A 25885-nucleotide genomic window follows, 5' to 3' on the forward strand; every position below is an offset into this window, starting at 1 on the left:
TTCTCCGACGGCCCGGTGTCTCCCCGCGAGACCCCGGGCCGTTCTCGTCCCGTCCCGCCCCGTCCCGCCGTTCGGGATCAGAACCGCCCCTCCACTCCCCCCGCACGCCCCTTTCTGATCCCGCACACGGGTGTCCGCGCGGGCGGGACCAGAATCGCTCCTCGATGCGGCGGCCGCGGACCGTTTCCCATCCCGCACGCCTCGAGGCGCCCAGGAGGGACGAGCGTGAGCGGTACGGCACCCATCCGGCCGGGATCAAAAGCGGGCCTGGACGGGGCTCCGGAGGCGGCATATTGCCCCCGCCCCGCGGAGGGGCGGGGGGAGGGGAGCTAGAGGGAGTAGAAGGAGGTGGCGGTGGCGTGGAAGAGGGCGTCGTGATCGATGCCGCGGGACGTGGCCCACGTCGCCACGCCGTCGGCCCAGCGGCTGCGGGCGGACGGCTGATACACCGGAGAGCCGTCGGCGGGCGCGCGGGGATCGTCCGGCACCGCGGGGCCGACCGCCGACACGGGCCAGTCGCTCCCCCACATCAGGCGCTCGGGACCGAAGACGTCGGCCGCGGTGTCGAGGAAGGGTTCGAGCTGCGCCGGGCTCCAGTCCCCTCCGGCCTCCGCGGGCAGTCCGGACACCTTGCAGAACACCCCGGGGTGTCGCGCGAGCTCGGCGAGGTCGCGCTCCCACTCCACGGAGGGTGCGAGCGGGGCGGAAGCCGTCCCCACCTCCGGCTTGCCGAGGTGATCGAGCACGATCCGCAGCTCGGGGATCGCGCCGGACAGTCGTGCGACGTCGGGAAGCTGCGCGGCACGCACGCACGCGTCGAAGGTCCACCCGCGCGCCGCGACCTCGCGGGCCCCGGAGACGAAGGCCGACGAGAGCATCATGCCATCCGGCTCACCCTGCAGCAGATGCCGCACGCCGACCACGAGGGGTTCCGCGGTGAGGCTCTCCAGGTGCACCGTGGTATCGGTGCCGCGGTCGAGCCGAGCACCGGCGACGATGCCGACCACCCCGAGCCTTTCCGCCTGCCCTGCCACCCACCGCACCTCGCCGAGGAGGTCGTCCTCGACGGTCTCGGCCTGCACGAACACCGCCCGCTCGTCCGAGGCCGACGCGACCCGCGCGTGCTCGAGCTCGACGGCACCGAAGCGCCGCGCGAGCGGTCCCTCGAGCCACGTGTACCCGAGGGCCTCCGGGTCCCACAGGTGCAGGTGCGAGTCGAGGATGCGCATGCCCCCATCCTGCCGCAGACATCGGATGTTGTGCGAGGATGAGCGCCATGGCAGTGACGGACGAGGCGATCGAGAAGATCAAGGCGATGATCGTGTCGGGCGAACTGGCCCCCGGCGATCGCCTGCCCCCGGAGAAGGAGCTGTCCGAGCGCCTCGGCCTCTCCCGCAACTCGATGCGCGAAGCGGTCAAGGCGCTGGAGGTCATCCGCGTGCTCGACGTCCGTCGTGGTGACGGCACCTATGTCACGAGCCTGGAGCCGCACCTGCTGCTGGAGGCGATCGCGTTCGTCGTGGACATGCACGACGACGACTCGATGCTGGAGATGTTCGCCGTCCGCCGGATGCTCGAATCGCAGGCCACCGGGCTCGCGGCGACCCTGGGCACGGACGTGGCGATCGCGGCCCTGCAGGACGAGGTGGAGGCCGTCGACGCCTCCGTCGGCATCGAGGAGCTCGTCGATCACGACATCCGCTTCCACCGCGAGATCGTGGGCATGGCGGGAAACGCCTACCTCGCGAGCCTCATCGAGCACCTGAGCAGCCAGACGGTCCGGGCCCGGGTGTGGCGGGGGCTGACCGAGGGCGGCGCCGTGGAGCGCACCCTGTCGGAGCACCGCGCCATCGCCGATGCCATCGCCCAGCGCGACTCAGCACTGGCCACCTCCCTCGCCACGGCCCACATCGCGGGTGTCGAGCGGTGGTTGCGGCAGGCCGCCTCGGCCTGACCCGTCAGGCGCCGAGACGCTCCATCGCGGCGTCGAACTCGGCCGCTGAGCTGTCGCTGACCTCGTGGAACAGCAGCTGGTCGAGCACGTCGGGCGCGGCGGTGAAGTAGGGGACGCCGGCAGCGCGCAGCCCGGTGATGTCATCGGCCGTCCGCAGCGACGCGGCGAGGACGTTGGAGGCGCTGCCCGCGCACATCTCCTGCATCCGGGCGATGAGGGCGTCGCCGTCCATGCTCGCGTCGCGCATGCGCCCGAGGTAGGGCGCGATGTACTGGGCACCGATCGAAGCGCACGCGAGCGCCTGCGCGACGGAGTAGACCGCCGTGACGAGGACGGTGGCCCCGTCCCGGACGAGGGCCGAGGCCGCCGCGAAACCGGCTGCAGTCGCGGGCACCTTGACTGCCACCCGGTCGCCGAGCGCCCGGATGCCCTCCGCGTTCCGCAGGAAGGATTCCGTGTCGCCACCCCACGTCTGGAAGAACACCTCCCGTGCGCCCTCGTCCACCCAGCGGGCGTAGAGGTCGGGGATCTCCCCAACCGTCCGCCCGCCACGCTCGAGGATCGTGGGGTTCGTCGTGACACCGTGCACGACCCCCGCGGAGAGCAGCCGCGCGACACGGTCGGTGTCGGCGCTGTCGACGTACAGGCGGGGCGCGATCGCGGTCATCGGGGTCTCCTCGCGGGCAACCTGTCGTTACAGGTGGGGCTTCGGCTAATGTAATGACAGCTCCCGAACCTTGTCAAAGACCGGGAGTCCCGCGCTGTCGAGGAGGATCAGGAGCGAGATGACACCCGCACACCCCGGCGACCGCTCCGGCGTCGTCATCGTCGGCAGCGTGACGGCCGACGTCACGACCTTCTCCCAGCGGCTCCCGGCCCGCGGCGAGACCATCCTCGGCGACGAGTTCACGCTGATGCTCGGCGGCAAGGGCGCGAACCAGGCCGTCGCGGCCGGACGCTCCGGTGCCCGCACGAGCTTCGTCGGCTGCGTCGGCGACGACCTGTTCCACGACCTCGTGGTGGACGGTCTCACCGCCGCCGGCGTCGACCTCGCGCACCTGCGCACCGTCCCGGGCCCCACCGGCATCGCGCACATCCGCGTCGACGCCTCCGCGCAGAACGACATCGTCATGGTGCCGCTCGCGAACGCCGCCCTGAGCACCGAGCAGATCGACGAGGCCCTCGCAGCGCTCGCCCCCACGACCTCGGTGCTGCTCACCCAGCTCGAGACCCCGTCCGCCCTGACCGCCCACATCACCGCCCGGGGACGCGAGCACGGCATGACCGTGATCCTCGATCCGGCACCGGCGGCGGAGCTGGCAGCGGAGATCTGGCGGAGCATCGACATCGTCACCCCGAACGAGACCGAGGCATCGCTCATCAGCGGCATCCAGGTGACCGACGCCGCCTCCGCCGAACGCGCCGGACATTGGTTCCTGGAGCAGGGTGTGGGCGCCGCGGTCATCACGTTGGCCGGACAGGGGTCGTGCGTCGTCACCGCCGAGGGCGCCACCGTCGTCCCGCCGTTCCCCGTGGAGGCCGTCGACACCACCGCCGCGGGCGACGCCTATGCCGGCTACCTCGGCGCCGCGCTCGCGAGCGGAGCGGCCCTCACCGATGCGGTGCGGCTGGCGACCGCCGCGGGCGCCCTCACCGTCACGAAGCAGGGGGCCTCGCCCAGCCTCCCCCAACGCGCCGACGTCGAGGCCTTCCTCGCCGCGCGCACCGCGGCCCCCGTCGCGAACTGAACCAGGAGCACACGATGCGCAAGACCTCGACCACGATCAACCCCGCGCTCTCCCGCGTCATCAGCGAGACCGGGCACACCGATCTGATCGTCGTGACCGATGCCGGGCTGCCGATCCCGCCGGGCGCCGAGCGCATCGACCTCGCCTACCGTCCCGGCGCCCCCGCCTTCCTCGACGTGCTCGACACGGTGCTCGCGGAGCTCGTCGTCGAGGGCGCGACGGTGTCGGCCGAGGTCGCCGAGAAGAGCCCGGAGGTGCTCGACGCCCTGCGCGAGCGCTTCGCCGATGCGGGGTTCGAGATCGAACTGGTCCCGCACGTCGAGTTCAAGCGGCGCACGCACGCCGCCCGCGCCTTCGTGCGCTCCGGGGAGTTCACCCCGTACGCGAACGTGATCCTGCACGCGGGGGTGGCGTACTGATGTCCCTCATCGAGGACGCCATCGACCGCCACAGCGCGGCGCCCATGTACGACCAGCTCCGGCAGCTCATCATCGACGGCATCGCCCGCGACGGTCTGCAGCCGGGCGATCCTCTTCCCGGCGAGCACCGGCTGTGCGAGCGCTACGGCATCTCCCGCACGGTCGTTCGGCAGGCGCTGGCGCAGCTCGAGCACGAGGGACTCGTCGAGCGCGTCAAGGGCAAGGGCACGTTCGTCTCCCGCCCGCGCACGAGCGAGAGTCTCGTGCACACGCTCGTCGGGCTGTACGACGACGTCGAGCGGCGCGGCGGCCATGTGCACAGCGACGTCCTCCGCCACGAGCAGACCATCGCGGACGAGGAGGTCGCCCTGGCCCTGGAGGTGCCGGTCGGATCGCCGGTGATCGTGCTGGAGCGGCTGCGACACGTGGACGGCGAGCCCTGGTCGCTCTCGACCACGTGGATGCCCGAGGCGGTGGGGGCGGTGACGCTCGGCGCGGATCTCACCGAGGCGTCGCTGTACCGGCTGCTCGCCGACCACGGCATCATCGCCACGCACGGCGTCCGCTCGGCCGAGGCGACGGTCGCCACGCACGAGCAGGCTCAGCACCTCGGTGTGAGCGCCGGCTCCGCCCTCCTCCGTCTGCGCAGCATCAGCCGCAGTGAGCACGGCGTGCCGATCGAGTACTTCATCGCGTACCACCGCGGCGACCGCTCGCGCTTCGAGTTCCAGCTCCAGCAGGAGCAGTCCCAGGCGTCGTTGATGCACGTGGACGGATCGGGCGGCGCCTCCCCCGCGGGCACGGTGGGCTGACAGCGGCCCCGGTACGCTCGAGGCATGAGCGACTGGACCAGCACCGCGATCGCCCTGCTGGAAGCCGATGCCAACCGCAGCGCCGACACACACCTGCACCTGTTCCCGCTGCCGCCGGAGTGGGGCATCGACCTCTACCTCAAGGACGAGTCGGTGCACCCGACCGGCTCGCTCAAGCACCGCCTCGCGCGCTCCCTCCTCCTCTACGGGCTCGTCAACGGGCGCATCCGTGAGGACACGACCCTCGTGGAGTCCTCGAGCGGATCGACCGCGGTGTCGGAGGCCTACTTCGCCCGCATGCTGGGGCTGAAGTTCATCACCGTCGTGCCCCGGTCGACGGTGCAGGAGAAGATCGACCTCATCGAGTTCTACGGCGGAACCTGCCACTTCGTCGACCGCCCGGAGGACATGTCGTCGGAGGCCCAGCGCCTGGCGGCGGACTGCACCGGGCACTACCTCGACCAGTTCACCTTCGCGGAGCGCGCCACCGACTGGCGCGGCAACAACAACATCGCCGAGAGCGTGTTCAGCCAGCTCGCCCAGGAGCGGCATCCGATCCCCCGCTGGATCGTCACGGGCGCCGGAACCGGCGGCACCAGCGCGACGTTCGGCCGCTATGTGAAGTACCGCCGCCATGACACCCGGATCGCGGTCGTCGACCCCGAGGGCTCGGCCTTCTACGACGGCTGGGCGGGGACGGTCGACCCGCCGGCCGGGCGGCCCAGCCGCATCGAGGGCATCGGGCGGCCGCGGGTGGAGGCCTCGTTCGTGCCGTCCGTGATCGACGAGATGATCCAGGTGCCGGACGCGGGCTCCATCGCCGCGATCCGCCTCCTCCGCGAGCGCACCCTGCACTGGGCGGGCGGCTCCACCGGCACGAACCTCTACGGCGCGTTCCAGCTCATCGCCCGGATGCGTGCCGCCGGCGAGACCGGCAGCGTCGTGACCCTCATCTGCGACAGCGGTGTGCGCTACGCCGGCACGTACTACTCCGACGAGTGGGTGGCGCAGCAGGGGTGGGACCTCGCCCCGCACCGTGCGCGGCTGGAGCGGTTCCTGGAGACCGGCGTCTGGGCGGAGTGATCCCCGGGTTACGCTGACCCCATGACCACACTCATCCTCACCGTCGCGGGTGCCGATCGTCCTGGCCTCGTGGCCGCCGTCGCCGATGTCGTCGATGCCCACGGCGGCAACTGGGAGAACAGCTCCCTCGCCGAGCTCGCCGGCACGTTCGCGGGTGTCATCGAGGTGTCCGTGCCGACGGAGCGCACGGGGGAGCTCGAGACCGCGCTCCGGGCGATCCAGGGCCAGGGGCTGCTCACGCTGTCGGTGCTCACCGGCACGCCGGGGCCGTCGGAGGACGAGGAGCAGCTGATCGTGATGCAGGTGCTCGGCAACGACCGCCCCGGCATCGTGCGGGAGGTGTCGGCGGTCCTGAACGCGCACGCCCTGAGCATCGAGGAGCTCACGACCGAGACCCGGGAGGCCGCGATGGCCGGCGGGCGGCTGTTCGAGGCCTCGGTGATCGCGAAGGTCCCGCCGACGGTCGACCTCGACGCCCTGCGCGCCGACCTCGAGCGCCTCGCGTCGGAGATCCAGGTCGACATCACCCTCGGCTGACCCCGTTCGCCGACCCACCCCCTTCGGTGCCGCCCACCCCCTTCCGGACGTCCGAATAGGGCCGGGGCGCACGAAAGAGGGTGGCTCGGCCGGGAAACCAGGAGTCAGAGGCCGGAGTACCGCCGCACCCAGTACTCGGTGTAGGCGACGTGGGCGGACGCGGCGGCGGAGGCTGCCACCGGATCCGCGGCGGCGAGGCCGCGCAGGATCGCGCGGTGGCCGGCGTCGGAGTGGATCTTGAGCTCCGCGGCGTCCTCGGGGTCGGAGATCCGGTAGGCCCGGGAACGGGAGCGCAGCACGTCGATCAGGCTGGTCAGGGCCTCGTTGCCCGCGACCGAGGAGATGGCCATGTGGAACTCATGGTCGAGGCGGGACTGCGCCTCGAAGTCCGTCGTCGACTCGATCTCCGTGAGCACCTCGTCGAGTGCGGCCACCGTGTCCTCGTCGATGCGGGCCGCGGCGAGCGCCGCCGCATGGGGCTCGAGCACCCGTCGGAGCTCCGTCAGCTCCAGCACCCCCGCCATCGGCAGCAGCCCGACCGTGAGCGAGAGACTGCCGATGAGGTCGGCCGCGCGGAGCTCGCTGACGTAGCTCCCGGAGCCGTGCCGCGTCTCCAGCACGCCCAGTGCGGCGAGGGTGCGGATGGCTTCGCGGAGCGATCCCCGTGAGACGCCGAGCCGTTCGCACAGCTCTCCCTCGCTCGGCAGCCGGTCGCCGGGGCGCAGAGCGCCGTCGGCGATGAGGGCCCGCAGCCCGTGCAGCGCCGTGTCGAGTGCGCTCATCGTCATCCTCTCCGCCACTCCCCCACCCCTCGTGAAGTCTGTCGGACACACCGGCGGCCGCAAACTCGTATGACAACTATGTTTCATCTTCGCGGTTTCGTAGCCAAAACCGAAGCCGTGTGGCAAAGTTGTGCAACAACTCGCCCCCACTCACCGATGAGGTCCGATGCCCGCTCCGCAGTTCCCCGCTCCGCTCACGCTGAACTCCGGCCTGCGGGCGCGCGACGCCTGGCCTCTCGACCCGACCGTGATCCACCTCAACCACGGGTCCTTCGGGGCGGTGCCGTCGGTGGTGGTCGCCCATCAGGACACCCTGCGCCGCCGCGCCGACCTGAGCCCCGTCGAGTGGTTCCCGCGCATCGCGGAGCGGGTGCAGGAGGCGAGGGAGCGGACGGCTCCGTTCGTCGGCGCCCGCGCGGAGGACAGCGTGTTCGTGCCCAACGCCTCCGCCGCGGCCACCGTCGTCTACAACGCCCTCCAGCTCGAGAGCGGCGACGAGATCCTCGTCACCGACCAGGGCTACGGCGCCATCACCATGGGAGCCGAGCGCCTCGCCCGCCGGTTCGGCGCCGCCGTCCGCACGGTCGCCCTGCCCCTGCTCGCCGATGACGACGAGATCGTGGAGCTGTTCGCCGACGCCCTCACCCCGCGCACGCGGCTGCTCGTCGTGGACCAGATCACCTCGCCCACCGCTCGCCTGCTGCCGACCCGCCGCATCGCCGACCTCGCGGCCGAGCGCGGCGTGCGCACCCTCGTCGACGGCGCCCATGCTCCCGGCCTCATCCCGGACGCGGCGGCCGTCGCCGGCGGCGACTGGTGGTTCGGCAACCTGCACAAGTGGCCCTGCGCCCCGCGCGGCTCCGCCCTCCTGGTCACCACCGCCCCCGACCGCGACGAACTCTGGCCACTGATCGACTCCTGGGCCGCGCGGGAGCCGTACCCCGAGCGCTTCGACACCCAGGGCACGATCGACGCCACGACGTACCTCGCCACCCCCACCGCGATCGAGTTCATCGAGGCCGAGTTCGGATGGGCGGCCGCCCGCGAAGCCATGGCAGCGCGCGCCGACGCGGGGGCCGAGCTCATCGCCGAGGCCCTGCGCCCGTTCGGCGACGAGGACCCGCTGACCCCGCTCCCCTCACCGGTGCCGTCCATGCGCCTCATCCGGCTGCCGCTCGGCCTCGGTGCCACCCGCGAGGAGGCCGACGCGCTGCGCATGGACCTCCTCGACGAGGTCGGCGTGGAGACCGCGTTCACGAGCTTCCGCGGCGTCGGCTACTTCCGCCTCTCCGCGCACCTGTACACCGAGGCCGCCGACGTCGAGGCGTTCGTCGAGCGCTGCGTCCCGGCGATCCTGCGCCGCGCCGGCATCCGCCCCGCGGACGCCCTCATCCTCCCCTGACCCGCATCACCTCCCGCACGACCCACCCGAACACCCACCCACCCCCACCGAGAGGCACATCGTGAAGAACAAGATCTTGACGACCGCAGCCGGAGTCGGCACCGTCGCCGTCCTCGCACTCACCGGATGCTCCGGAGGCTCCGGCTCGTCCGGCGGCGACGGCAGCGTCACGCTCCAGATGGTCGAGAGCCTGACGAACCCGGCGCGCACCGAGCTGCTCCGCGGACTGCTCGACGAGTTCGAGAAGGACAACCCCGACATCACCGTCACCCTGGTCTCCCCGCCCACCGAGCAGGCCGACCAGAAGATCCAGCAGATGCTGCAGTCCGGCAAGGGCGTCGACGTGCTCGAGGTGCGCGACATCACCGTCGGGCCGTTCGCGAACAACGGCTGGCTCTACGACCTCGGCGCCGATCTGAAGAAGTGGGACGGCTGGGACGCCCTGACCGAGAACGCGCAGTCGGCATCGGTCGCGGAGGACGGCAAGAGCTACTTCGTCCCCTACGGCTTCTACGGCCTGTCGCTCTTCTACCGCACGGACCTCGTCGAGCAGGCCGGCTTCGACGGCCCGCCGCACAGCTGGAAGGACCTGCTGGAGCAGGCGTCCGCCATCCAGGACCCGTCGAACAACATCTACGGCTACGCCTTCCGCGGCGGCCAGAACGCCAACAGCAACGTCGTCGCGGCGATCGAGGCCTACACGATCGACGGCCTCGACACGGAGGACGCGTTCCTCATGGAGGACGGCTCGACGATCTTCGCCGCGCCCGAGGCCCAGGAGGCGGTCGACGACTACTTCGACCTCTTCAAGGAGGCCTCGCCGCCGTCTGCCGTCTCGTGGGGCTACCCCGAGATGGTCGCCGGGTTCACGAACGGCACCACCGCGTTCCTGCTGCAGGACCCCGAGGTCATCGCGACGGTGCAGGACTCCTCGCTGACCGAAGACCAGTGGGACACCGCCCCGCTGCTCGTCGGCCCGTCCGGCAAGGCCGCGCAGCCCCTCGCCGTCGCCGGCTGGGGCGTCGCGGAGAACAGCGAGCACAAGGAGGCGGCGGTCAAGCTCGTCGAGTTCCTGTCGTCGGCCGAGCCCGCCACCGAGTTCGCGCAGGCGAACAGCCTCGTCCCGATCATCGCGGCCGCCGCGGACGACGAGTTCTACTCGACCGGCCCCTGGACGAGCTACGTCACCATGACCGAAGACCCGGAGACGTACGTCAACGTGCGTCAGCCGCGCGGGGTGAGCTGGTGGACCGAGTGGATCCAGAAGTCCGACCAGGACGTGCAGAGCGTGCTGCTCGGCAACATGTCCACGAAGGACCTCCTCGCCTCGTGGGACGCGTTCTGGACCGAGAAGTACGCCGCGGAGAAGGGTTGATCCGTGGCCCGCACCATCCGTGAAGGGGGCTCCGTCGGCACCGCCGGCGGGGCCTCCCCGGCATCGCGTCGTCGCCCCTTCCGGGGTCGCACTGCGCTCACCCTGCTGGCGTTCCTCGCGCCGGCGATCGTCTTCGTCTGCTGGTTCACGTACTGGCCGATGCTGCAGGGCGCCCGCATGGCGTTCCACGACTGGAACCTGTGGGACCTGACGTCGACCCCGTTCGTCGGCATCGACAACTTCCTCGCCGTCTTCCGGGACCCGGCGTTCCCGACCGTGGCGTGGAACTCCGTGCTCTGGGTGGTCGGCTCGCTCGTGCCGCAGCTCGTGATCGGCTTCCTCATCGCTCTCGCCCTGCGCAAGCGATTCCGCTTCCGCGGGCTCTACCAGGCGCTGGTGTTCTTCCCGTGGGCGGTGTCCGGCTTCCTGATCGGCATGCTGTTCCGCTGGATGTTCAACGCCGAGTTCGGCGTCGTCAACGACCTGCTCATGAAGGCGGGGCTGATCGACGCGCCGCTGCCGTGGCTGGCCGATCCGAAGCTCGCGATGTTCGCCGTGATCGTCGCGAACATCTGGTACGGCGTGACCTTCTTCGCGATCATGATCCTCGCGGCCCTGCAGTCGGTGCCGGACGAGATGCTGGAGGCGGCGAGCCTCGACGGCGCCGGCAAGGTGCGGCAGCTGTTCTCGATCATCATCCCGTACATCTCGATGACGCTGCTGCTGACGATCCTGCTGCGCGTGATCTGGATCTTCAACTTCCCCGACATCATCTACGCGATGACCAACGGCGGCCCGGCCAACCAGACCCACATCATCACGACGTGGATGATCAACTACACGCAGCAGGGCAACTACGGCATCGCGAGCGCCATCGGGCTCATCGTCGTGGCGTTCCTCATGGTGTTCTGCGCGTTCTACCTGATGGCGATGCGGAGAGTGCAGCGATGACCATCACCTCATCCGTCCGGACCGGGTCCTCGGTCACCGAGACGCGCCGCATCACGGTGCCCGACCCGAAGGCCGCCCCGCGCCCGAAGCCCCGGGTGACGGTGGGCGGCGTGGTGCGTGTCGTCGGCCTGGGGCTGTGGCTGCTCATCACGCTGTTCCCGCTGTACTGGATCACGCTCACCGCGTTCAAGTCGCCGGGCACGATCAACCGCTTCCCGATCGAGTACTGGCCGAGCGAGCCCTCGCTGGACAACTTCACGAGCTTGTTCGAGAAGAGCTCGTTCGGGACGTTCCTGGCCAACTCGGCCATCGTGGCGGTGTCGGCCGGCGCGGTGGCGACGCTCATCGCGCTGCTCAGTGCGTACGTGCTGGCGCGGTTCGAGTTCCGCGGCAAGGGGGCGGTGCTCATCGCGTTCCTGCTGACGCAGATGATCCCGGCGTTCATCGCCCTGGGACCGCTGTACTCGATGATGACCGACCTGGGACTCGTCGACACCAAGCCGGGGCTCATCCTCGTCTACATCGCGATCTGCATCCCGTTCTCCACGGTCATGCTGCGGGGCTTCTTCGAGAACGTCCCCGACGCGCTGGAGGAGGCGGCGATGATCGACGGCTGCTCGCGCCTGGGTGCCCTGTTCCGGGTGCTCGTGCCGGTGATGACGCCCGGCATCATCGCGGCGTTCATCTTCAACTTCGTGAACTGCTGGAACGAGCTGTTCCTGTCGGTCGTGCTGATGAACACCGACGCGAACCGCACGGTCCCATCGGCGCTGAACGGCTTCATCTCCACGTTCAACATCGACTGGGGCTCCATGAGCGCCGCGGCCGTGCTGACCATCCTCCCGACGATGGTGATGTTCGCCCTCGCCAGCCGCTGGATCGTCCAGGGCCTCACGGCCGGAGCCGTCAAGGAGTAACCCGCCCGAAGAGCGCAAATGGTCCCATTCCGTCGCGGAATGGGACCATTTGCGCTCTTCGAAGGCTTAGACGAGCCGGGACTTCGGCGACACCGAGTACGTGTGCTCGGCGTCGCGGTTGACCGTGTCGCCGAGGGCCTCGTCGATCGCGGTCATCGTGTCGGCGTCGAGCTTCACGCCGGAGGCCTTGACCGTGTCGGCGAGCTGCTCCGGGCGGGAGGCGCCGACGAGGGCCGCCGCGACGTTCGGGTTCTGCAGCACCCACGCGATCGCGAGCTGCGGCATCGACAGCCCCGCCTGCTCCGCGATCGGCTTGAGGCGCTGCACCGCGGTGAGGATGTCGTCCTGCAGGAAGCTCTTGATGAAGCCCGCGCCCGAGTTCTGGTCGGTCGCCCGCGAGCCCTCCGGCACCGGCTGCCCCGGCAGGTACTTGCCGCTGAGCACGCCCTGCGCCATCGGCGACCAGACGATCTGCGAGATGCCGAGCTCCTCCGACGCGGGGACGACCTTGCCCTCGATGACCCGCCACAGCATCGAGTACTGCGGCTGGTTCGAGATGAGCTGGATGCCGAGCTGCTTCGCCAGCGCGTGCCCGTCGCGGAGCTGCTCCGCGGTCCACTCCGAGACGCCGATGTAGAGCGCCTTGCCCTGCCGCACGATGTCGGCGAAGGCCTGGAACGTCTCCTCCAGCGGGGTCTCGTGGTCGAAGCGGTGCGCCTGGTACAGGTCGACGTAGTCGGTGCCGAGACGCTGCAGCGAGCCGTTGATCGACTCCATGATGTGCTTGCGGCTCAGGCCGGTGTCGTTCGGACCCTTGGGACCGGTCGGGAAGTAGACCTTCGTGAAGATCTCGAGGCTCTCGCGACGCTGACCCTCCAAGGCCTTGCCGAGCACGACCTCGGCGGCCGTGTTGGCGTACGTGTCCGCGGTGTCGAACGTGGTGATGCCGGCATCCAGGGCGGCGTGCACGGTCTTGACCGCGGCGTCGTCCTCGACCTGCGAGGCGTGCGTGACCCAGTTGCCGTAGGTGATCTCCGAGACCTTGAGACCGCTGTTGCCGAGATAGCGATAGTTGACCATGGACCAACGCTAGTCCCGCCAGGGGGACCGGCGGGCCGGATCGGCCGCGATCATCAGGCGGTGGCGGGCGAAGGCCCGCGGCGGCGGGACGTGACCGCGGCCCCGACCAGCACCCCGACCGCGGAGAGCGCGCTGACCGCGTACAGGGGCAGCGCCCACGGGGAGGCATCGGCGCCGCTGATGCCGAAGGTGTCGGCGAGCCCCATGCCAGGGCCGAACGACGCGACGAAGTAGGCCGGCGCCCCGCCCATGAGCAGCGCGAGGAAGGTCATGCCGGCCACCACCGCCGGAGCCCGCGTGAGGAGGCAGACGACCGCCGTCCCGACTCCCAGGCACACACCCGCGCCGAGGATGCCGAGGACGGTCTGCGGCATGAGGCTCTCTCCGGCGTTCGACATCGCGGCCCTGACCTCGTCGAGGGAGAGGCCGCCCGGCGCCGCGGCGAGCGGGTTCAGCACGAGGATCTGCACGGCGGCGAGCGCGGCGTACGCGGTGACGGCGAGCACGCCCGCGACGCAGATCCAGAGGGTGGGGCGCGGCACCGGTGTCATGCGGTCACCCTAGGCAGGGCTGCTGAGAGTCTCCCGGTACTCGCGCCAGGCGTCGCCCAAGCGGCGCACCCCCTCGGTGAGCACGTCGTCCGGCGCGGTGAACGGCAGACGCACGTGGTCGTCCGGGGCGGCGGCCGAGACCGCGAAGGCCCCGGTGCCCGCGATGGAGACCCCGTGCGCCGCAGCGATTCGCGCGAGTGCGGACGCGGAGCCCCGCGGCAGCGCCGCCCACAGCGAGAGTCCGCCCCGCGGAGCGTCGTAGGTCCAGTCCGGTACGTGCGCGGCCATCAGGTCCTGCAACAGGAGGAGGCGTTCCCGGTGCACGCGACTGTTGGCGCGCCGGAGCTCCGTCGCGTGGGCGATGAGGTCGAGGGCGAGGAGCTGGCCGGGCACGCTCGTGGACTGATCGGCGAGCTGGCGCGCACCGCGCAGCCGTCGGACCAGGACGGGGTCGGCGCGCAGCCACCCGATCCGCAGCCCGGCCCAGGCCCACTTCGACACGGACTCGACGACGAGCACCGGGGCGTCCGGCCGTTCCGAGGCCAGCGTGGGCGGCACGATCCCGTCGAACGAGATGCCGGCGACGACGCGGTCCTCGATCACGGGCACCCCGTACTGCGCGGCGAGCTCGGCCACACGATGCCGCGCCGCCCCGGGCAGACGCGTCCCCGTCGGGTTCTGGTGGTGCGGGTTGAGCGCGACGAGCACGGGACGCAGCCGGGCGATCGCCTGCTCCAGCGCATCGACGTCGAGGCCGTCCGCCCCCATCGGCACGCCGTGGACCGTCCCGCCGCGCAACCCCACGGAGTCGGTCACGCCCGGCCACGTGATCTCCTCCGCGAGGACGACGTCCCCCGGCTCCACGAGCGCGTTGACGACGAGGCTGATGGCCTGCTGCGCGCCGTGGGTCACGAGGATCTGCTCGGGCGTGGTCGGCGTCCCCTCGGCGCGGTACATGTCGGCGATGAGTTCGCGGAGGGCCGGGAGACCCGCGGGGTCGGTCTCCGGGAGCAGGGCGAGGTCGAGCCTCGGCTGGTGGTCGCGGATGAGCTGCACCCCGAGGTCCGGGATCTGCGGGACCGTGCGGAGCAGGTCGATCGCGTTGGGGAGTGCCGAGAACAGCGCCTCGCCACGTCCCGGACGGCGGTCGGCCGCGGGCGCCGTCCTCGCCCCCGACACCCTCGTCCCACTGCCCTGTCGGCGCTCCACGAGACCCTGCTCCGCGAGGGACGCATAGGCGGACACGACCGTGCCCCGCGAGACCGCGACCACCGCGGCGAGGGCGCGTTCGGCAGGCAGGCGGTCGGCGGGGCGCAGCTCACCACTGCCGATCAGGGCGGCGATCCCTGCAGCGAGTCGGGTGGAGAGGGTGCCGTCGCCATGGGCCCAGCGGCCGAGGCGTGCGGCGAGCGCGGCCGCGGAGACCTCCCCGCCCTGGACGAGAGGGCCGGGGGCCGATCCGTGGGCCACCGGCGTCGCATTGGCCCTGTCGAGGGTGTCCATGAGACTCGATTCTGGACCAATGACAGTTCCCACGACCAGCTTCGGGCTCGATCTCGGTCCAATCGACCGGGATTGGACCATGGGCGAACTCCTCGACTGGCTCGGCGACGACGCCCGCACCCACGACCCCACCCTCCGCCAGCCGCTGGCGCTCATCGAGGCCGACGTGACCGGTACCCCGTGGCAGACCACCCCGTCGACGGTCGCCCTGACCCGTTCTCTCGCGCTGGCGTCCCGGTCCGGGGACCTCTCCCGCGTTCGAATCGCCCACTTTATCCCGAACCCGGCCGGGATGGAGCACAGTGAGCGATTCGAAAGGAGTCAGGTGACCTGAGCCCCGGGAGTGGTGACGATGTCGGCGCGGTCGCGGAAGCCCTCCGCCGTCACCCTGTCCAGGGCGACCTGCTTGCGGATGGCCAGCGCCTTCTCGTACAGGCTCGGGTCGCCGTAGCTCGTGAGCACCTTCACCAGCACGGGCAGCAGCTCGATCATGAAGAACAGCGCCGCGATGAGGATGTGCGCCCACAGGATCGTGGGCTCCTTCTCGCTCAGGCGGTTGAGGCCGCTGATCTGGCTCAGCAGTCCCACCGCCCCGGCGTTGCCCTGCGCCACGGAGTCCGCCCTGGCGTTGTAGGCCGCGAGCGCCTGCTCGTACGTGTCGCGCGCGGCGGGGAGCTCGTCCTGCGCCTGCTGACGGTTCTGCGACTCCGATGCCGTGGTGTTCTCCTTGGCGGCGCTTCCGGCAGCGGCGAGCTCCTCGTTGGCCGTGCGGAGCTGGGCGGCCAGTGCATCGTAGGTCTGCTGGGCCTCGGCGAGCTGGGCCTGCGCGGCCTGCGAGCTCGCCCCCTCGCCGTTCACACCGGTGCAGCCGGGAACGGTGCCGGCGCCCTCGCCGGTGAGCTCGCACTGATACAGCGTCCGCGCCTGGTCGATCACGGCCTGCTGCTCCGTGAGCTTGGCCGTCAGATCGTCGACCGTGGACTGGGCGGCGGACTCCGTGGCCGATGACGACTCGGTCCCGGCGACGATGCCCGTCGCCGCCTGGTTCTCGAGCGCCCCGACGCGCTCGGACGCCGCGTCCAGCGCCTTCTTCTCGGGCCCGGTCTCGAGCGCCTCCTGGTCGGACTGCGCCTGGACGATGTTGGTCGCGGCGACCTCCCGGGAGATGTCGTTGTGGAAGATCTGCAGCACGAGCGGCTCCGCGACGACGAACCCGATGATCGCCGCCATGATGACGCGGGGGATCGCGAGGCCGATGAGCTTCCAGACGTTGCGGGTCGACGTCATGGTCGAGGTGAGGAAGCGGTCGAGGTTGAAGATGATCAGTGCCCACACGATCGCGAGCGGGATGGCCAGCCAGACCGCCGCGCGCACCCCCGTCGTCAGGGCGAAGAGCATGGAGATCGCGCTGACCAAGGCGGTCCCGGCGAGCACGAAGAACATCTGCACGAAGCGCGGGGTCTCGCCGGGGACCCGGTCGAGGATCTCGCCCTCCGCCCCGCCGAGGATCGCGAGAGCACGGAGGCGTTCGGCGGCGGTGCGCCGGCGACGCGACTTCCGGACGCGCTGCGGGCGCGCCGGACGGTCGGGGGCGGGCTCCGCGTCGACCGGGGCGTCGGGCGCCGTCACCGGCTCGGACGTCGGGTCGTCGGACGCGACGTCGGGCTGCGCGGGTGTGTCGCCGGTCGGCTCGTACTCGCGCAGGAAGTCGAGGTCATCCGTCTCGGCGTTCGGGTCGCCGTCGATGATGATCCGACCCTGCGAGTCGAAGCGACCCGGGCGGTGGGCGGAATAGGGCATCCCGACAATCTACGAAACTCCGCCTGTGCATACCGTGGAAGACCGGGGCGAGAACCCTTCGAATCGCGCAGATCGCTCCATCTCGGCCGGGAATGGAGCAAGGTGCGCGACTCGAAAGAGTCAGCGGGTGAGAGAGGCCGCGTAGGCGGACAGGGCGTCGTCGAGCGTGAAGTGGCCGGCCGCGGCGAGGGTGCCCAGGCCGTGCATCAGCCCCCACAGCGACACGACGTCCGCCGGGCGGTCGAGCCCCGCCGCGGCGGCCGCCTCCGCGAGCACGCCCTCGAGCGCCTCGATCAGCGGGGCCATGGTCTCGGTAGGAGACCCCGGTACGCACACGGTGGGGTCGTAGACGGCATCGAACGCGTGGGGATGCTCGACGGCGAAGCGGATGTAGGCCGATCCTCCGGCGACGAGGGCGTCGTGCGGCGTCGCGGCACCCTGGGCCGCCACACGCACCTGCCGGAGGAGGTCGGCCATGCTCCGCTCGGCCAGGGCCTTGAGCAGCCCGAGGCGATCGGAGAAGTGGTGATAGGGGGCGTTGTGGCTGACGTTCGCCGCGCGCGCCACTTCGCGGAGGCTGATCTCGGCGGCCGGTCTCGTCTCGAGCAGCCGCATCGCGGCGTCCTCGAGCGCACGCGCCAGATCACCGTGGTGGTAGCCGTCCTTCGAACTTGACATAAGCAACATTGTTTCCTATGTTGACACTGTCCAACCAGGTTGACACTGTCCAGATAGGAACCGCATGTCCGCACTCGTCATCGACGGCCACCCCGACGCCCGCTCGCTCACCGCCGCCCTCGCCCGTCGTTACGCGGACGGCCACGGCGATGCGCGCCTGCTCGCGCTGCGCGACCTCGACTTCGACCCGAACCTGCGATTCGGCTACCGGGAGCGCATGACGCTCGAGCCCGACCTCGTCGACGCGCGGCGCGCGCTCCACGAAGCCGATGCGCTCGTGGTCACCACCCCGCTGTGGTGGGGCTCGGTGCCCGCACTGCTCAAAGGGTTCTTCGACCGCACCCTCCTCCCCCAGCAGGAGTACCGCTACACGAAGCGCGGACTCCCCCAGGGGCTCCTCCCGGCGCGGCACGGCCGGCTGCTCCTGCTCGCGGACACGCCCTGGTACGCCGTGCCGTTCACCGGAATGCCCGCGCACACCCAGGTCGCCCGCAACACTCTGCACTTCTGCGGCATCCGCGCCGTCCGCACAACGCGGATGCTGGGCGTGAAGCACGCTCGCCCTGCGACCATCACCGGATGGCTCGACCGGGCCGAGCGACTCGGCGCGGCGGATGCGGCTCGCGACCGCGCGCGTCAGGCCAGGGCAGCGGCAGCAGCCTCGTCCTCGGTCGTCGCCACGAGCTGACCGCAGGCGCCGTCGATCTCCTTGCCACGGGTGTCGCGGAGGGTCGTCGGGATGCCGGCATCGTTCAGCCGCCGCACGAACTCGTCCGTGACGTCCTTCTCCGACGACGTCCAGATCGAACCCGGCGTCGGGTTCAGCGGGATCGGGTTCACGTGCACCCACCCGCGACCGCGCTGGTTGAGCTTCTCCGCCAGCAGGTCGGCCCGCCACGCATGGTCGTTCATGTCCTTGATGAGTGCGTACTCGATGGACACCCGACGACCGGTCTTGGCGTAGTAGTCGTAGGCCGCATCGAGCGCCTCGTCGACCTTCCACCGCGAATTCACGGGGATGAGCTCGTCGCGAAGGTGGTCGTCGGGGGCGTGCAGCGACAAGGCGAACGTGACGGGGATGTTCTCGTCGGCGAGCTTCCGGATCGCGGGCACGAGACCCACGGTGGACACCGTGATGCCACGCGCGCTCATACCGAGACCATCGGGCTGCGGGGCGACCATGGTGCGCACCGCGTCCATGACGCGCTTGTAGTTGGCGAGCGGCTCTCCCATCCCCATGAAGACGATGTTGGAGACGCGCTCCATGCTGTGGTCGTCGCGCTTCTTGCCGCCCAGCTCACCGTTGGCGATGGCCCGGTTGGCCCGGACGATCTGCTCGATGATCTCCGCGGTGGACATGTTCCGGGTCAGTCCCGCCTGCCCGGTGGCGCAGAACGGGCAGTTCATGCCACAGCCGGCCTGGCTCGACACGCAGAGCGTGATGCGGCCGGGATAGCGCATGAGGACGGACTCGACGAGAGCACCGTCATGCAGACGCCACAGGAACTTGATGGTGTCGCCGCGGTCGGTCTCCAGTCGTCGCACCTCGGTCATGAGGGGCGGAAGCATGCCGGCGACCAGTTCGTCGCGGATACCGGCGGGGAGGTCGGTCATCTCCGCGGGGTCGGACGTGTAGTGCCGGAAGTAGTGGGTGGCGAGCTGCTTGGCACGGAAGCCGGGGAGCCCGAGTTCCTTCACCTTCTCGATGCGCTCGGCCGGGGTGAGGTCGGCGAGGTGGACCGGCGGCTTGCCGCGCTTCGGGCTCGCGAACTGCAGCAGGGGGCGCCCTTCCGCGTCCTTCTTCTGGGTCCAGCCCTCGGTCGCGGGGCGCACCTGCGGGGTACGGGTCTCGCGGATCGCCCCCGAACGGGACGACGCGGGCGCTGTCGCGGAGCGCGTCTCGGGTGTGCGGGGGTTCTCGGCCATCCCTCCAGGGTACCGGGATGCGGGTGGGAGGCACCTGGGCACGACCCCTCTTCCCTCGCCGCTCCACGGCTACTTGTAATGACAAGTTGCGGTGCGGAAGAATGGGCCCGTCCCCTCGATCAAGGAGCAGCATGTCCGACCGTCTCGCCCGCGCCCGCACCACCGGCATCCTCGCCGTCCTCCGCGCCCCGTCGCCGGAACTGGCCCTGGAGGCCTCGGAGGCGATCATCCGCGGCGGCGTCTCCGGCATCGAGGTGACCTTCTCGACTCCGGACGCCCCGGCCGTGATCCGCGAACTCATCGCCCGTCACGGAGACGCCGCGTACATCGGCGCCGGCACCGTCACGACGTCGGAGCAGGCGACCCAGGCCGCCGACGCGGGCGCCGCGTTCCTCGTCAGCCCGGGAACCCTTCCCGATCTCACGCGCGCCATGCTCGACACCGACCGCGTCGTGATGACCGGCGCGATGACGCCGACCGAGGTCATGGGCGCACTCGAGCTCGGGGTCGACGTCGTGAAGATATTCCCCGCCTCGCTCGGCGGCCCCGCCTACCTCGGGGCGCTGCGCGGACCGTTCCCCGACGCCCCGCTGATGCCCACGGGCGGCGTGAAGCCCGACAACCTCGCCGACTGGTTCGCGGCGGGCGCTGTCGCCGTGGGAGCCGGTGGAGACCTCGCGAACGGCACCGCCATCGCGAACGCGGACTGGGCGGACATCGAGCAGCGGGCCTCGCGGTTCGCGGCCGCCCTCGCTGCCACGCGAGGCTGAACCGCCCACCTCTGGGATCATTTGGTATACCGGATGCATGCGGATGCGACGGGTGGCGGCGGCTGTCGCGCTCGCGGGCGCGCTGCTGCTCGCCTCGGCCTGCACGGCCGCGCCGTCGCATCCCGCACCACCGACCCCGGAGGCTCCCATGACCGACGCCACATCCGACCTGCTCGCTGCGGCCGCCGCGGGCGACGCTGACGCGGTCCGCCGCGCGCTCGACGCGGGCGCCGACATCGAGGCCCGCGGCGACGGCGGCATGACTCCCCTGGTCGCGGCCACCAAGGCGAACCGCGTCGACGCGGCACGGCTCCTGATCGAGGCCGGCGCCGACGTGAACGCGAAGGACGACATCCAGGACTCCGCCTATCTCTACGCCGGCGCCCGCGGGCATGACGAGATCCTGCGGATGACCCTGGCGCACGGGGCCGACCTCCGCAGCACGAACCGCTTCGGCGGCACGGCGCTGATCCCCGCGTCCGAGCGCGGCCTGCTGCCGACGGTCGAGATCCTCCTGGAGGCGGGCGTCGATCCGGACCACATCAACAACCTCGGCTGGACCGCCCTGCACGAGGCGATCGTGCTCGGCGACGGCTCCGCCCGGTACGTCGAGGTGGTGCGCACTCTCCTCGATGGCGGCGCCGACGCGACCATCCGCGACGGCGACGGCGTGCTGCCGGTCGACCTCGCGGCCGCCCGCGGGTACGACGCCATCGTCGCCGAGCTCCGACGGTGACAGCGCTCGATCCCTGGGCCTGGGCCGCTCTCGGCGTGGCCGCGGTCGTCATCGGGATCTCGAAGACCGCTCTTCCGGGCGGCAGCATCCTCGCGATCGCCCTGTTCGCCGCCGTGCTCCCGGCGCGGACCTCCACGGCGGCGACACTCCTGCTGCTCATGGTGGGTGACGTGTTCGCGCTGCTCGCCTATCGACGGCATGCGCACTGGCCCACGCTGCTGCGGCTCGCACCGGCGGTCGTGGCAGGACTCCTCTTCGGCTTCGCGTTCCTCGCACTGACCGGAGACGGGGTCGTTCGCCGCGCCATCGGCGTGATCCTGCTGCTCATGATCGCCGTGACCCTGTGGCGCCGGTGGCGGAAGGCCAGGGCGGAGGAGGAGGCGGCGGCCAGGGGCGGTGCGGTGCTGGCCGGGGTCTACGGGACGCTGGGCGGCTTCACGACCATGGTGGCCAACGCGGGCGGGCCGGTGATGTCGATGTACTTCCTCGCCACCCGCACGCCCGTCCAGGTTTTCCTCGGCACCTCCGCCTGGTTCTTCGCGATCATCAACGTGATCAAAGTGCCGTTCCTCGCCGGGATCGGGCTGTTCACCGGCCCCGTGCTGCTCACCGATGCGATCCTCGCGCCGCTCGTGGTGCTCGGCGCGCTGCTCGGCCTGCGGGTGGCGCGGCGCCTGGACCAGCGGCTCTTCGACCGCATCGTGATCGTGCTGACGGTCCTCGGTGCCGTGTACCTGCTGCTCTAGCCCTTCGACGGGCTCAGCGACCTTCGACGGGCTCAGGGACCCACCCCTTCGACAGGCTCGGGGACCCAGCGGTGGGTCGCCGAGCCTGTCGAAGCGCGTCAGTCGAGGAAGATGTCGGGGAACAGCGCGCTGTCCGGAGTGCCGGGGACGGCGGCGTAGCCCGAGAAGTCGGTGACGCCGTTCGCCTCGAGCACATCCTCCACGATCAGCGACTGCCCCGTGTACGTGCGCGCCGGCTGGGTGAGCACGGCATAGGCGGCGTCGGCGTAGATGTCCGCCGTCCGGCTCGCGGCCATCACCTTGTCCCCGCCGAGGAGGTTCTGCACCGCGGCCGTCGCGATCGTCGTGCGCGGCCACAGTGTGTTGGCGGCGATGCCGTCGGCCGCGAACTCCGCCGCGAGTCCGAGCGTGACCATCGTCATCCCGTACTTCGCCAGCGTGTACCCGGTGTGCGCGCCCAGCCACTTCGGGGTGGGGTTCAGGGGCGGCGAGAGTGAGAGGATGTGCGGGTTCTCGGCGTCCTTGAGGATGGGCACCGCGGCCCGGGAGAGCATGAACGTGCCGCGGACGTTCACGTCCTGCATCAGGTCGTACTTCTTGGCGGAGAGGTCGAGCGACCGGGAGAGGTCGATGACGCTGGCGTTGTTGAGGACGATGTCGATCCCGCCGAACTCGCCCTGCGTCTTCATGACGGCCTCGGCGATGTGGTCGTCGTCCCGCACGTCGCCCACGATCGGCAGCGCCTGACCGCCGGCGGCGCGGATCTGCTCGGCCGCGCTGTGCACGGTGCCCTCGAGCTTCGGGTGCGGGGAGTCGGTCTTGGCGAGCATCGCGATGTTCGCGCCGTCCGCGGCCGCGCGCAGGGCGATCGCGAGGCCGATCCCGCGGCTGCCGCCCGACATGAGGATGGTCTTTCCGGCGAGTGTGCTCATGGTTCTCGTTTCGAATCGCGTGATTGGCTGGATTTCCGGCTCGAATCGGGTCATTCAGGCGATTCGAACGCCGGGAGGGGTCACCGCGGGGCCATGCGGATGGCACCGTCGAGGCGGATGGTCTCGCCGTTGAGGTAGCCGTTCTCGACGATCTGCTGCACGAGGGCGGCGTACTCGTCGGGGCGTCCGAGGCGAGCGGGGAACGGCACCTGCTGGCCGAGCGAGTCCTGCGCCTCCTGCGGCAGCCCCATGAGCATCGGCGTCTCCATGATCCCGGGGGCGATGGTGCACACCCGGATGGCGTGGCGGGCGAGCTCGCGGGCGATCGGCAGGGTCATCGCGTGCACCCCGCCCTTGGAGGCCGAGTACGCCGGCTGCCCGATCTGCCCGTCGAACGCGGCGACGCTCGCCGTGTTCACGACCACGCCCCGCTCCTCGTCGTGCAGCTCGTTCGCGGCGATGACGGCGGCGGCCTGGGAGATCACGTTGAACGTGCCGACGAGGTTGATCCGGACGATCCGCTCGAAGTCGGCGAGGACGGCGGGGGTGCCGTCCCGGTCGAGCACCTTGGCGGGCGGGGCGATGCCGGCGCAGTTCACGACGACCCGTAGCGGTGCGGCGGCCTGTGCGGCGGCGACGGCGGCCTTGACCTCGTCGACGCTCGTCACGTCGGCGGGGACGAAGAGACCGCCGAGCTCCGCCGCGACCTCCTCCCCCTTCGACGAGGCGAGGTCGATGATGGTGACGTGCGCGCCCGCGGCCGTGAGCCGACGGGCGGTGGCCAGTCCGAGTCCGGAGGCGCCGCCGGTGACGAGGGCCCCCTGTCCGCTGATCTGCATCTGATGTTCTCCTTCGAACGTCGTCGTGCGACATGCATGGAACGCAGTCCCAGCCTATGCGGTTCTTGGTGTCACCGCAGGCCTGCCGCGTCGCCCCCGAGCCTACGACACCGGCGTTCCGGCAGGATGGACGGGTGAGCATCCCCGCAGCGTCCGTCGAGGTCCCCGCCCGGGTGCGCGAACTCGCCGCCGGGGCCGCACTGACCCCCGCGTGGCGCAACGCGCTCGGCGGCCTGACCTTCCGCACCGATGACGGCCGCTACATCAAATGGGGTCCCCTCGATCCCGAGGCGAACATGCGTGACGAGGCCGAGCGGATGCGCTGGGCCCGCACCTGGACCACCGTGCCCGAGGTGATCTCCCAGGGCCAGGACGAGGCGTACGAGTGGCTCGTGACGACAGCCCTCCCCGGCAGCAGTGCGGTGGATCCGCGCTGGGCGTCGTCTCCGGAGACCGCCGTGCGCGCGGTCGGGGTCGGTCTGCGCCTCCTGCACGACGCCCTCCCCGTCGCGGAGTGCCCGTGGACGTGGAGCCCGGCGGAGCGCATCGCGAACGCCGCCGCCCGCGGCACGACGGTGCCGACGGACCTGCTCGAGCCGCCGTCGATCGACCGGCTCGTGGTCTGCCACGGCGACGCGTGCCTCCCCAACACCCTGCTCGACGACGACGGCCGTCCGGTCGCCCACGTCGACCTCGCCGCGCTCGGGGTCGCCGACCGGTGGGCCGACATCGCCGTGGCCGCCATGAGCACGCTGTGGAACTTCGGTCCCGGGTGGGAGGACACGCTCATCGCGGCCTACGGCGTCGACCCCGACCGCCCGAGGCTGGAGTACTACCGACGGCTCTGGAACGAGTCCTGAGCCGGGCTCACGCCTCCGGGTGGGCGTCGCTGAGGAGGCTCCCGTCGGCCGGGCGCCGATCCCACGACGGTTTCCGCAGCGCGTAGAACAGCAACGGCGGAGCGCCGAGCACGACGATCACGACACCGACGATCCACGGGTACGCGGCGGCCGGAAACGCGGTGAAGCCGTCGGGCGGGATGAAGGCGAGCAGGAACGCCGCGAGGCAGGCGAAGAACCCGACGCCGGCGACGAACGGGAGAGCCTTCACCCGGTAGGCACGGGGGACGTCAGGCGCCTTCCGCCGCAGCACCATCGCCGAGGCGAACATGAGCATGTACATGATGAGGTACAGCGCGGCGGCCATGTCGATGAGCGCCACGAAGGCGGCGCTGACGTTGGGCACGATGATGAAGATCGCCGCGAGGATCGTCACGATGGTCCCCTGGAGCATCAGGATGCCGGACTGCACACCGGCCTTGTTCCGCTTCTGCAGCAGCGGCGGGAGCAGTCCCGTCTCCGCCGCCGCCAGCACACCCTTGGAGGGACCGGCGACCCACGTCACGACCGAGGCGAGGGCACCGGCGGCGATGAGCGCGGACACGACGGCCGTCGCCCATCCCATGTCCCAGTGGTCGAAGTACTCCCCGAACGCGAGCATGATGCCGTTCGTCAGCCCGAGCTCCTTCTTGGGCACCGCGACCGCGATCGCGATGGTGGGCAGGATGAAGACGAGCAGGATGAGGCCGGCGGCGAGGAACACCGAGCGCGGGTAGCCCTTGCCGGGATCCTTCATCTGATTCACGTGGACCGCGTTCACCTCCATACCGGCGTAGGCGAGCACGTTCGAGACGATCAGCACGATGGACGCGAGACCCGTGAACGGCGGGATCACCGCCGAGGCCTCGAGCGGTACCTGGCTCTTCTCCCCGCTGAAGACCCACACCGCCCCGAACACGATGAGCAGCACCGCCGGGAACAGCGTGCCGATGATGCCGCCCCACGAGCCCAGCTTGGCGAAGAGGTCGCCGCCGCGGAGCGTGACGAGCGTGGCGCCCCAGTAGCAGACGATGATGATGACGGCCGTGAAGAAGCCGGAGCTGGACAGCGAGGGGTCGAGGAAGACGAAGGCGAGGGCGCCGGCCACGAACGCGAGCTGCGTGGGGAACCAGACGACGTTCTGGATCCACTGCAGCCACACCGCGGTGAATCCCCAGCGGTTGCCGAGGGCCTCCCGCACCCAGACGTACACCCCGCCCTTCCACCCCGTCGCCAGCTCCGCGGCGACGAGGGCGGTGGGGACGAGGAACAGCACCGCGGGGATGAGGTACAGCATGATGCTGCCGAGGCCGTAGATCGCCATCGCGGGCAGCGACCGCAGGCTCGCCACGACGACGAGGGTGAGCAGGGCGAGCTGGCCGATGCCGAGGACGGCGACGGCGGGACGGGAGACGCGCGGCGCGGGCGCGGCGCCGGTCGGACCGGACTGCGGAGCGGACATCTCG

Annotated in this window: 28 protein-coding genes; 16 read left to right on the top strand and 12 right to left on the bottom strand. The window is 70.9% G+C overall.

Going from position 1 to position 25885, the window contains the following annotated elements:
• Positions 1-329 precede the first annotated feature (329 nt).
• A complete protein-coding gene (locus RI211_RS15315; protein ID WP_315636375.1) occupies positions 330-1229 on the bottom strand; it encodes an amidohydrolase family protein in 900 nt (299 codons plus the stop codon).
• A gap of 47 nt (positions 1230-1276) precedes the next feature.
• On the opposite strand from RI211_RS15315, the gene RI211_RS15320 reads away from it, so the two are divergent.
• A complete protein-coding gene (locus RI211_RS15320) occupies positions 1277-1954 on the top strand; it encodes a FadR/GntR family transcriptional regulator (protein ID WP_315636377.1) in 678 nt (225 codons plus the stop codon).
• Positions 1955-1958: 4 nt separating this feature from the next.
• Here RI211_RS15320 and RI211_RS15325 read toward each other — a convergent pair whose 3' ends face one another.
• Positions 1959-2621, bottom strand: a complete 663-nt coding sequence (locus tag RI211_RS15325) for a transaldolase family protein (protein ID WP_315636379.1) — start codon at positions 2619-2621, stop codon at positions 1959-1961.
• Between the two features lie 118 nt (positions 2622-2739).
• Between RI211_RS15325 and RI211_RS15330 the strand changes: the two genes are divergently transcribed.
• From RI211_RS15330 to RI211_RS15350, 5 genes are read left to right on the top strand one after another with little or no spacing between them, the layout of a single operon-like run.
• A complete protein-coding gene (locus RI211_RS15330; RefSeq protein ID WP_315636381.1) occupies positions 2740-3702 on the top strand; it encodes a ribokinase in 963 nt (320 codons plus the stop codon).
• A gap of 14 nt (positions 3703-3716) precedes the next feature.
• Positions 3717-4121: a D-ribose pyranase gene (gene rbsD / locus RI211_RS15335; protein ID WP_187662530.1), complete on the top strand. Its 405-nt coding sequence runs from the start codon at positions 3717-3719 to the stop codon at positions 4119-4121.
• Positions 4121-4933, top strand: a complete 813-nt coding sequence (locus RI211_RS15340; RefSeq protein ID WP_315636384.1) for a GntR family transcriptional regulator — start codon at positions 4121-4123, stop codon at positions 4931-4933. The genes rbsD and RI211_RS15340 overlap by 1 nt, the downstream gene beginning before the upstream one ends.
• Before the next feature lie 24 nt (positions 4934-4957).
• Positions 4958-6016: a PLP-dependent cysteine synthase family protein gene (locus RI211_RS15345; RefSeq protein WP_187662532.1), complete on the top strand. Its 1059-nt coding sequence runs from the start codon at positions 4958-4960 to the stop codon at positions 6014-6016.
• Between the two features lie 21 nt (positions 6017-6037).
• Complete coding sequence (locus tag RI211_RS15350) at positions 6038-6553, top strand: glycine cleavage system transcriptional repressor (RefSeq protein ID WP_187662533.1); 516 nt, start codon at positions 6038-6040, stop codon at positions 6551-6553.
• 104 nt (positions 6554-6657) lie between these two features.
• Here the strand turns inward: RI211_RS15350 and RI211_RS15355 are convergent, their stop codons facing one another.
• On the bottom strand, positions 6658-7335 hold the full coding sequence (locus RI211_RS15355) for a FadR/GntR family transcriptional regulator (RefSeq protein ID WP_085605550.1): 678 nt from the start codon (positions 7333-7335) through the stop codon (positions 6658-6660).
• A gap of 166 nt (positions 7336-7501) precedes the next feature.
• Between RI211_RS15355 and RI211_RS15360 the strand changes: the two genes are divergently transcribed.
• From RI211_RS15360 to RI211_RS15375, 4 genes are all read left to right on the top strand, one after another.
• Positions 7502-8737 carry an aminotransferase class V-fold PLP-dependent enzyme gene (locus RI211_RS15360; RefSeq protein WP_315636388.1) on the top strand — a complete coding sequence of 412 codons (1236 nt, stop codon included), beginning with the start codon at positions 7502-7504 and terminating at the stop codon, positions 8735-8737.
• 61 nt (positions 8738-8798) lie between these two features.
• Entirely contained in the window at positions 8799-10112 is a 1314-nt protein-coding gene (locus RI211_RS15365) for an ABC transporter substrate-binding protein (RefSeq protein WP_071329191.1), read from the top strand.
• A 3-nt stretch (positions 10113-10115) separates the two neighbouring features.
• Complete coding sequence (locus RI211_RS15370) at positions 10116-11063, top strand: carbohydrate ABC transporter permease (RefSeq protein ID WP_187662536.1); 948 nt, start codon at positions 10116-10118, stop codon at positions 11061-11063.
• Entirely contained in the window at positions 11060-11980 is a 921-nt protein-coding gene (locus RI211_RS15375) for a carbohydrate ABC transporter permease (protein WP_197971853.1), read from the top strand. Before RI211_RS15370 ends, RI211_RS15375 begins: the two co-directional genes overlap by 4 nt.
• Positions 11981-12046: 66 nt before the next feature.
• On the opposite strand, the gene RI211_RS15380 is transcribed toward RI211_RS15375, so the two are convergent.
• Genes RI211_RS15380 through RI211_RS15390 form a run of 3 tightly spaced genes read right to left on the bottom strand, consistent with a single transcriptional unit; the run spans position 12047 to position 15114 of the window.
• A complete protein-coding gene (locus RI211_RS15380; protein ID WP_187662537.1) occupies positions 12047-13060 on the bottom strand; it encodes an aldo/keto reductase family protein in 1014 nt (337 codons plus the stop codon).
• A 53-nt stretch (positions 13061-13113) separates the two neighbouring features.
• Positions 13114-13611: a hypothetical protein gene (locus RI211_RS15385; protein ID WP_187662538.1), complete on the bottom strand. Its 498-nt coding sequence runs from the start codon at positions 13609-13611 to the stop codon at positions 13114-13116.
• A 9-nt stretch (positions 13612-13620) separates the two neighbouring features.
• A complete protein-coding gene (locus RI211_RS15390; protein ID WP_315636394.1) occupies positions 13621-15114 on the bottom strand; it encodes an aminotransferase-like domain-containing protein in 1494 nt (497 codons plus the stop codon).
• Positions 15115-15193: 79 nt separating this feature from the next.
• Between RI211_RS15390 and RI211_RS15395 the strand changes: the two genes are divergently transcribed.
• On the top strand, positions 15194-15448 hold the full coding sequence (locus tag RI211_RS15395; protein ID WP_315714370.1) for a hypothetical protein: 255 nt from the start codon (positions 15194-15196) through the stop codon (positions 15446-15448).
• On the opposite strand, the gene RI211_RS15400 is transcribed toward RI211_RS15395, so the two are convergent.
• Positions 15436-16914 (bottom strand): DUF4407 domain-containing protein, encoded by a 1479-nt coding sequence (locus RI211_RS15400; RefSeq protein ID WP_315636398.1) that lies wholly within the window; start codon positions 16912-16914, stop codon positions 15436-15438. The genes RI211_RS15395 and RI211_RS15400 overlap by 13 nt on opposite strands.
• A 120-nt stretch (positions 16915-17034) precedes the next feature.
• The gene (locus tag RI211_RS15405; RefSeq protein ID WP_187662542.1) at positions 17035-17592 is read right to left on the bottom strand and encodes a TetR/AcrR family transcriptional regulator; all 558 of its coding nucleotides are present in this window, start codon (positions 17590-17592) and stop codon (positions 17035-17037) included.
• 64 nt (positions 17593-17656) lie between these two features.
• Here RI211_RS15405 and RI211_RS15410 point away from each other — a divergent pair, with 64 nt between their 5' ends.
• Complete coding sequence (locus RI211_RS15410) at positions 17657-18280, top strand: NAD(P)H-dependent oxidoreductase (protein ID WP_315636401.1); 624 nt, start codon at positions 17657-17659, stop codon at positions 18278-18280.
• Here RI211_RS15410 and rlmN read toward each other — a convergent pair.
• Positions 18229-19518, bottom strand: coding sequence for a dual-specificity RNA methyltransferase RlmN (gene rlmN, locus RI211_RS15415; protein ID WP_232089110.1), 1290 nt, complete (start codon positions 19516-19518; stop codon positions 18229-18231). The two genes, RI211_RS15410 and rlmN, sit on opposite strands and share 52 nt — an antisense overlap.
• Before the next feature lie 131 nt (positions 19519-19649).
• On the opposite strand from rlmN, the gene RI211_RS15420 reads away from it, so the two are divergent.
• The 3 genes from RI211_RS15420 to RI211_RS15430 are packed head-to-tail and all read left to right on the top strand — an operon-like array spanning position 19650 to position 21770.
• Entirely contained in the window at positions 19650-20288 is a 639-nt protein-coding gene (locus RI211_RS15420; protein WP_187662544.1) for a bifunctional 4-hydroxy-2-oxoglutarate aldolase/2-dehydro-3-deoxy-phosphogluconate aldolase, read from the top strand.
• 37 nt (positions 20289-20325) lie between these two features.
• Positions 20326-21024, top strand: coding sequence for an ankyrin repeat domain-containing protein (locus tag RI211_RS15425; protein WP_315636404.1), 699 nt, complete (start codon positions 20326-20328; stop codon positions 21022-21024).
• On the top strand, positions 21021-21770 hold the full coding sequence (locus tag RI211_RS15430; protein ID WP_268777022.1) for a sulfite exporter TauE/SafE family protein: 750 nt from the start codon (positions 21021-21023) through the stop codon (positions 21768-21770). Before RI211_RS15425 ends, RI211_RS15430 begins: the two co-directional genes overlap by 4 nt.
• Positions 21771-21868: 98 nt before the next feature.
• Here RI211_RS15430 and RI211_RS15435 read toward each other — a convergent pair whose 3' ends face one another.
• Complete coding sequence (locus tag RI211_RS15435) at positions 21869-22702, bottom strand: SDR family oxidoreductase (RefSeq protein ID WP_315636407.1); 834 nt, start codon at positions 22700-22702, stop codon at positions 21869-21871.
• 80 nt (positions 22703-22782) lie between these two features.
• Complete coding sequence (locus RI211_RS15440; protein WP_187662547.1) at positions 22783-23541, bottom strand: SDR family NAD(P)-dependent oxidoreductase; 759 nt, start codon at positions 23539-23541, stop codon at positions 22783-22785.
• 134 nt (positions 23542-23675) lie between these two features.
• Between RI211_RS15440 and RI211_RS15445 the strand changes: the two genes are divergently transcribed.
• On the top strand, positions 23676-24401 hold the full coding sequence (locus tag RI211_RS15445; protein ID WP_280569446.1) for an aminoglycoside 3'-phosphotransferase: 726 nt from the start codon (positions 23676-23678) through the stop codon (positions 24399-24401).
• Positions 24402-24408: 7 nt separating this feature from the next.
• Here the strand turns inward: RI211_RS15445 and gadC are convergent, their stop codons facing one another.
• The gene (gene gadC / locus RI211_RS15450; RefSeq protein ID WP_259954375.1) at positions 24409-25881 is read right to left on the bottom strand and encodes a glutamate/gamma-aminobutyrate antiporter GadC; all 1473 of its coding nucleotides are present in this window, start codon (positions 25879-25881) and stop codon (positions 24409-24411) included.
• Between the last annotated feature and the right edge of the window lie 4 nt (positions 25882-25885).

It is taken from the genome of Microbacterium meiriae (assembly GCF_032364335.1).
GTDB classification, from domain to species: Bacteria; Actinomycetota; Actinomycetes; order Actinomycetales; family Microbacteriaceae; genus Microbacterium; species Microbacterium meiriae.

Coding starts and splice junctions, on each gene's coding strand:
- RI211_RS15315 (WP_315636375.1), bottom strand. CDS start 1,229: ATGCGCATCCTCGACTCGCACCTGCACCTGTGGGACCCGGAGGCCCTC.
- RI211_RS15320 (WP_315636377.1), top strand. CDS start 1,277: ATGGCAGTGACGGACGAGGCGATCGAGAAGATCAAGGCGATGATCGTG.
- RI211_RS15325 (WP_315636379.1), bottom strand. CDS start 2,621: ATGACCGCGATCGCGCCCCGCCTGTACGTCGACAGCGCCGACACCGAC.
- RI211_RS15330 (WP_315636381.1), top strand. CDS start 2,740: ATGACACCCGCACACCCCGGCGACCGCTCCGGCGTCGTCATCGTCGGC.
- rbsD (WP_187662530.1), top strand. CDS start 3,717: ATGCGCAAGACCTCGACCACGATCAACCCCGCGCTCTCCCGCGTCATC.
- RI211_RS15340 (WP_315636384.1), top strand. CDS start 4,121: ATGTCCCTCATCGAGGACGCCATCGACCGCCACAGCGCGGCGCCCATG.
- RI211_RS15345 (WP_187662532.1), top strand. CDS start 4,958: ATGAGCGACTGGACCAGCACCGCGATCGCCCTGCTGGAAGCCGATGCC.
- RI211_RS15350 (WP_187662533.1), top strand. CDS start 6,038: ATGACCACACTCATCCTCACCGTCGCGGGTGCCGATCGTCCTGGCCTC.
- RI211_RS15355 (WP_085605550.1), bottom strand. CDS start 7,335: ATGAGCGCACTCGACACGGCGCTGCACGGGCTGCGGGCCCTCATCGCC.
- RI211_RS15360 (WP_315636388.1), top strand. CDS start 7,502: ATGCCCGCTCCGCAGTTCCCCGCTCCGCTCACGCTGAACTCCGGCCTG.
- RI211_RS15375 (WP_197971853.1), top strand. CDS start 11,060: ATGACCATCACCTCATCCGTCCGGACCGGGTCCTCGGTCACCGAGACG.
- RI211_RS15380 (WP_187662537.1), bottom strand. CDS start 13,060: ATGGTCAACTATCGCTATCTCGGCAACAGCGGTCTCAAGGTCTCGGAG.
- RI211_RS15385 (WP_187662538.1), bottom strand. CDS start 13,611: ATGACACCGGTGCCGCGCCCCACCCTCTGGATCTGCGTCGCGGGCGTG.
- RI211_RS15390 (WP_315636394.1), bottom strand. CDS start 15,114: ATGGACACCCTCGACAGGGCCAATGCGACGCCGGTGGCCCACGGATCG.
- RI211_RS15395 (WP_315714370.1), top strand. CDS start 15,194: ATGGGCGAACTCCTCGACTGGCTCGGCGACGACGCCCGCACCCACGAC.
- RI211_RS15400 (WP_315636398.1), bottom strand. CDS start 16,914: ATGCCCTATTCCGCCCACCGCCCGGGTCGCTTCGACTCGCAGGGTCGG.
- RI211_RS15405 (WP_187662542.1), bottom strand. CDS start 17,592: ATGTCAAGTTCGAAGGACGGCTACCACCACGGTGATCTGGCGCGTGCG.
- RI211_RS15410 (WP_315636401.1), top strand. CDS start 17,657: ATGTCCGCACTCGTCATCGACGGCCACCCCGACGCCCGCTCGCTCACC.
- rlmN (WP_232089110.1), bottom strand. CDS start 19,518: ATGGCCGAGAACCCCCGCACACCCGAGACGCGCTCCGCGACAGCGCCC.
- RI211_RS15420 (WP_187662544.1), top strand. CDS start 19,650: ATGTCCGACCGTCTCGCCCGCGCCCGCACCACCGGCATCCTCGCCGTC.
- RI211_RS15425 (WP_315636404.1), top strand. CDS start 20,326: ATGCGGATGCGACGGGTGGCGGCGGCTGTCGCGCTCGCGGGCGCGCTG.
- RI211_RS15435 (WP_315636407.1), bottom strand. CDS start 22,702: ATGAGCACACTCGCCGGAAAGACCATCCTCATGTCGGGCGGCAGCCGC.
- RI211_RS15440 (WP_187662547.1), bottom strand. CDS start 23,541: ATGCAGATCAGCGGACAGGGGGCCCTCGTCACCGGCGGCGCCTCCGGA.
- gadC (WP_259954375.1), bottom strand. CDS start 25,881: ATGTCCGCTCCGCAGTCCGGTCCGACCGGCGCCGCGCCCGCGCCGCGC.